Source organism: uncultured Amnibacterium sp., assembly GCF_964244015.1.
GTDB lineage: Bacteria > Actinomycetota > Actinomycetes > Actinomycetales > Microbacteriaceae > Amnibacterium.
Window position 1 is genome coordinate 1 of sequence record NZ_CAXTHO010000205.1, and the last position, 2,628, is coordinate 2,628.

Consider the following 2,628-nt stretch of genomic DNA (forward strand, 5'->3'; position numbering starts at 1 on the left):
CCGCTCGGCTCGCCGGGCATCCGAGACCGCGGCGTGCTCACGGCACGCACACGGGTGTCGTGCGTATAGTTTATACACCGACCACGGGAGAAACCATGACGACATCGGATGCCCCGGCCGCACGGGCCGGCGAGATCGCACTGCCCGAGCTGTCCGAGGCGCTCGCGGCGCACCTGATCGAGCTGTTCCGCGCGTTCTGCGCTCGTCGGCAGCTCGCGCTGGCCATCGCGGTCGTCGACCGCGGCGGTAACCCGGTCGCCACCTCACGGAGCGACGGATCCCAGCTCGGCGCGTACTCGCTGGCGCTCGACAAGGCCTACACGGCGGTCGCGTTCGGCGCCGCCACCAGCCGCTGGTCCGCGTCGTCCGCACCGGCCGGTGGGGACTGGGGCCTCGCCGGATCGCTGGGCGGGCGCGCGAGCGTGATCGCGGGCGGCGTCGTGCTGATCCAGGACGGTCGGCTGCTCGGCGGTCTCGGCGTCTCCGGCACCGCGAGCACGGTCGACGAGGAATGCGCGCTGACCGTGGCCCGCGAGGCGGGTCTCGAGACCCGATGACGACCTCGCTCGTGCTCGGCGGAGCGACCGGCATCGGCGCCGCCGCCGTCCGGGCGTTCCGGGCCCGCGGCGACACGGTGGTGCTCGCCGACCGTGATGCCGACCGCGGCGCGCGCCTCGCGGCCGAGGACGCCTCGGGCGGGATCCGGTTCGCGGCGGTGGACCTGCTGGACCCCGCGTCGCCACGGCGCGCGGTCGAGGCGGCCGAGGAGGCGGGCGACGGGGTGATCGACGCCGTCTTCTACAACGCGGGTGTGCTCGAGGCGCACCCGCTCGCGGAATGGCCCGTGGCCGCGTGGGACCGCGCGGTCGCCGTGAACCTGCGCGGCCCGTTCCTCACCGCGCAGGCCGCAGCGGCGCCGCTGGCCCGCGCCGCCCACGGCCGCTTCCTCGTCACCTCCTCCACCGGCGCCCTCCGCGGGCACGCCGGGATGCCCGCTTACCACGCCACGAAGGCGGGCCTGCTCGGGCTGATCCGGGCCCTGGCCGACGAGTGGGGCCCGACCGGCGTGACCGCGAACGCCGTGCTGCCGGGCTGGATCGACACCGAGTTCAACCGCGGCTTCTGGGATCACCAGTCGGACCCCGCCGAAGCGATGGAGCGGCTCGTGGCCGGCATCCCGCTCGGTCGCCAGGGCGCCCCCGACGACGTCGTCGGCGCCATCCTCTTCCTCACCTCGCCCGAATCCGCCTACATCACGGGACAGGCGCTGGTCGTCGACGGCGGCTACACCGCCGTCTGACCGACCCGTCACCGCCCGAGGAGAAACCATGCCCTTCCGTCTCGTCCTGCCACCGACCGACCGGTCGCCGGCCACCCTGCCGGCGGTCGAAGACGGCGATCCGCTCGAATTCCACCGGCGCCTGCCCGGCTACGCCCCGACGCAGCTGCTGCGCGTGCCCGAGCTGGCGAAGAGGCTGGGCGTCGCCGACGTGCTCGTCAAGGACGAGGCGAGTCGGCTGGGCCTGCCGGCCTTCAAGATGCTCGGTGCCTCGTGGGCCACGTCCCGCGCCATTCGCCGCGAGTGGACGGGCGAGGAGGTACCGCTCGACGTCGCCGCGCAGCGCGACGCCCTCCAGGGCAGCGGCCGGCGCCTCGCCGCGGCGACCGACGGCAACCACGGGCGCGGCGTCGCGCGCATGGCGGCGCTCCTCGGATTGCGCTGCTCGATCTTCGTACCGGCCGGCACCGCGCGGTCGCGGATCGAGGACATCGAGGGCGAGGGCGCCCAGGTCACCGTCGTCGACGGGTCCTACGACGACGCGATCCTGCGGTCCGCGGAGGAGGTCGGACCCGACACGCTCGTCGTGTCCGACACGTCGTGGCCCGGCTACACCCGGACGCCGACCGACGTGATCAACGGGTACTCCACGATCTTCCGCGAGATCGACGAGACCCTCGACCGGCACGGCATGGGCGGCCCGTCGCACGCGTTCTTCCAGTCCGGGGTCGGCTCGTTCGCCGCCGCCGGTCTCGGGCACTACCGCACGACGAGCGTGCACCGGCCGTTCGGCGTCATCGTCGAGCCGACCCGGGCGAACTGCCTGATGCGGTCGGCGGAGGCGGGGCAGATGTCGGAGGCTCCCGGACCGCACCAGTCGACGATGGCCGGACTGAACTGCGGACTGCCGTCCATGCTCGCCTGGCCGGTCGTGTACGGCTGGGCGGACGGGTACCTGTCGGTCGACGACGACCTCGCGAACGAGGCCATGCGCCTCCTCGCCGGGGTCGGACTGGTCGCCGGCGAATCCGGTGCGGCGTCCCTGGCCGCCCTGCTGGCGATCGCCGACTCGGAGGCGGATCGCGCCCGGCTCGACCTGGACCGCGACTCGGTCCTGCTGCTCGTGAACACGGAGGGCGCGACGGACCCCGTGAACTACGCGGCGCAGGTCGGCGAGACCCCTGCCACGACCGCCGGCGAGCGCGAGGCCCGACGCGCCCGCACCGGGACACTGGTCCTGGCGTGACGGCCGGTCTGCTCGACGGCGCACTGCCGACGGGCGTCGCCCGGCGCCTCTTCGTGCTGCAGCTCGGCGCGGAACGCGTCGACCGGTCGCTGTCGGTCGCGGC

The 2,628-nt window shown here is 74.3% G+C and carries 3 protein-coding genes; all 3 read left to right on the plus strand.

The window, feature by feature from the left end:
- Nucleotides 1-95: 95 nt before the first annotated feature.
- Genes ACFE67_RS14815 through ACFE67_RS14825 form a run of 3 tightly spaced genes read left to right on the plus strand, consistent with a single transcriptional unit; the run spans nt 96 to nt 2,525 of the window.
- Entirely contained in the window at nt 96-557 is a 462-nt protein-coding gene (locus ACFE67_RS14815) for a heme-binding protein (protein ID WP_375407636.1), read from the plus strand.
- Entirely contained in the window at nt 554-1,300 is a 747-nt protein-coding gene (locus ACFE67_RS14820) for an SDR family NAD(P)-dependent oxidoreductase (protein WP_375407637.1), read from the plus strand. Before ACFE67_RS14815 ends, ACFE67_RS14820 begins: the two co-directional genes overlap by 4 nt.
- A 28-nt stretch (nt 1,301-1,328) precedes the next feature.
- Nucleotides 1,329-2,525, plus strand: a complete 1,197-nt coding sequence (locus ACFE67_RS14825; protein ID WP_375407638.1) for a diaminopropionate ammonia-lyase — start codon at nt 1,329-1,331, stop codon at nt 2,523-2,525.
- Nucleotides 2,526-2,628 lie beyond the last annotated feature (103 nt).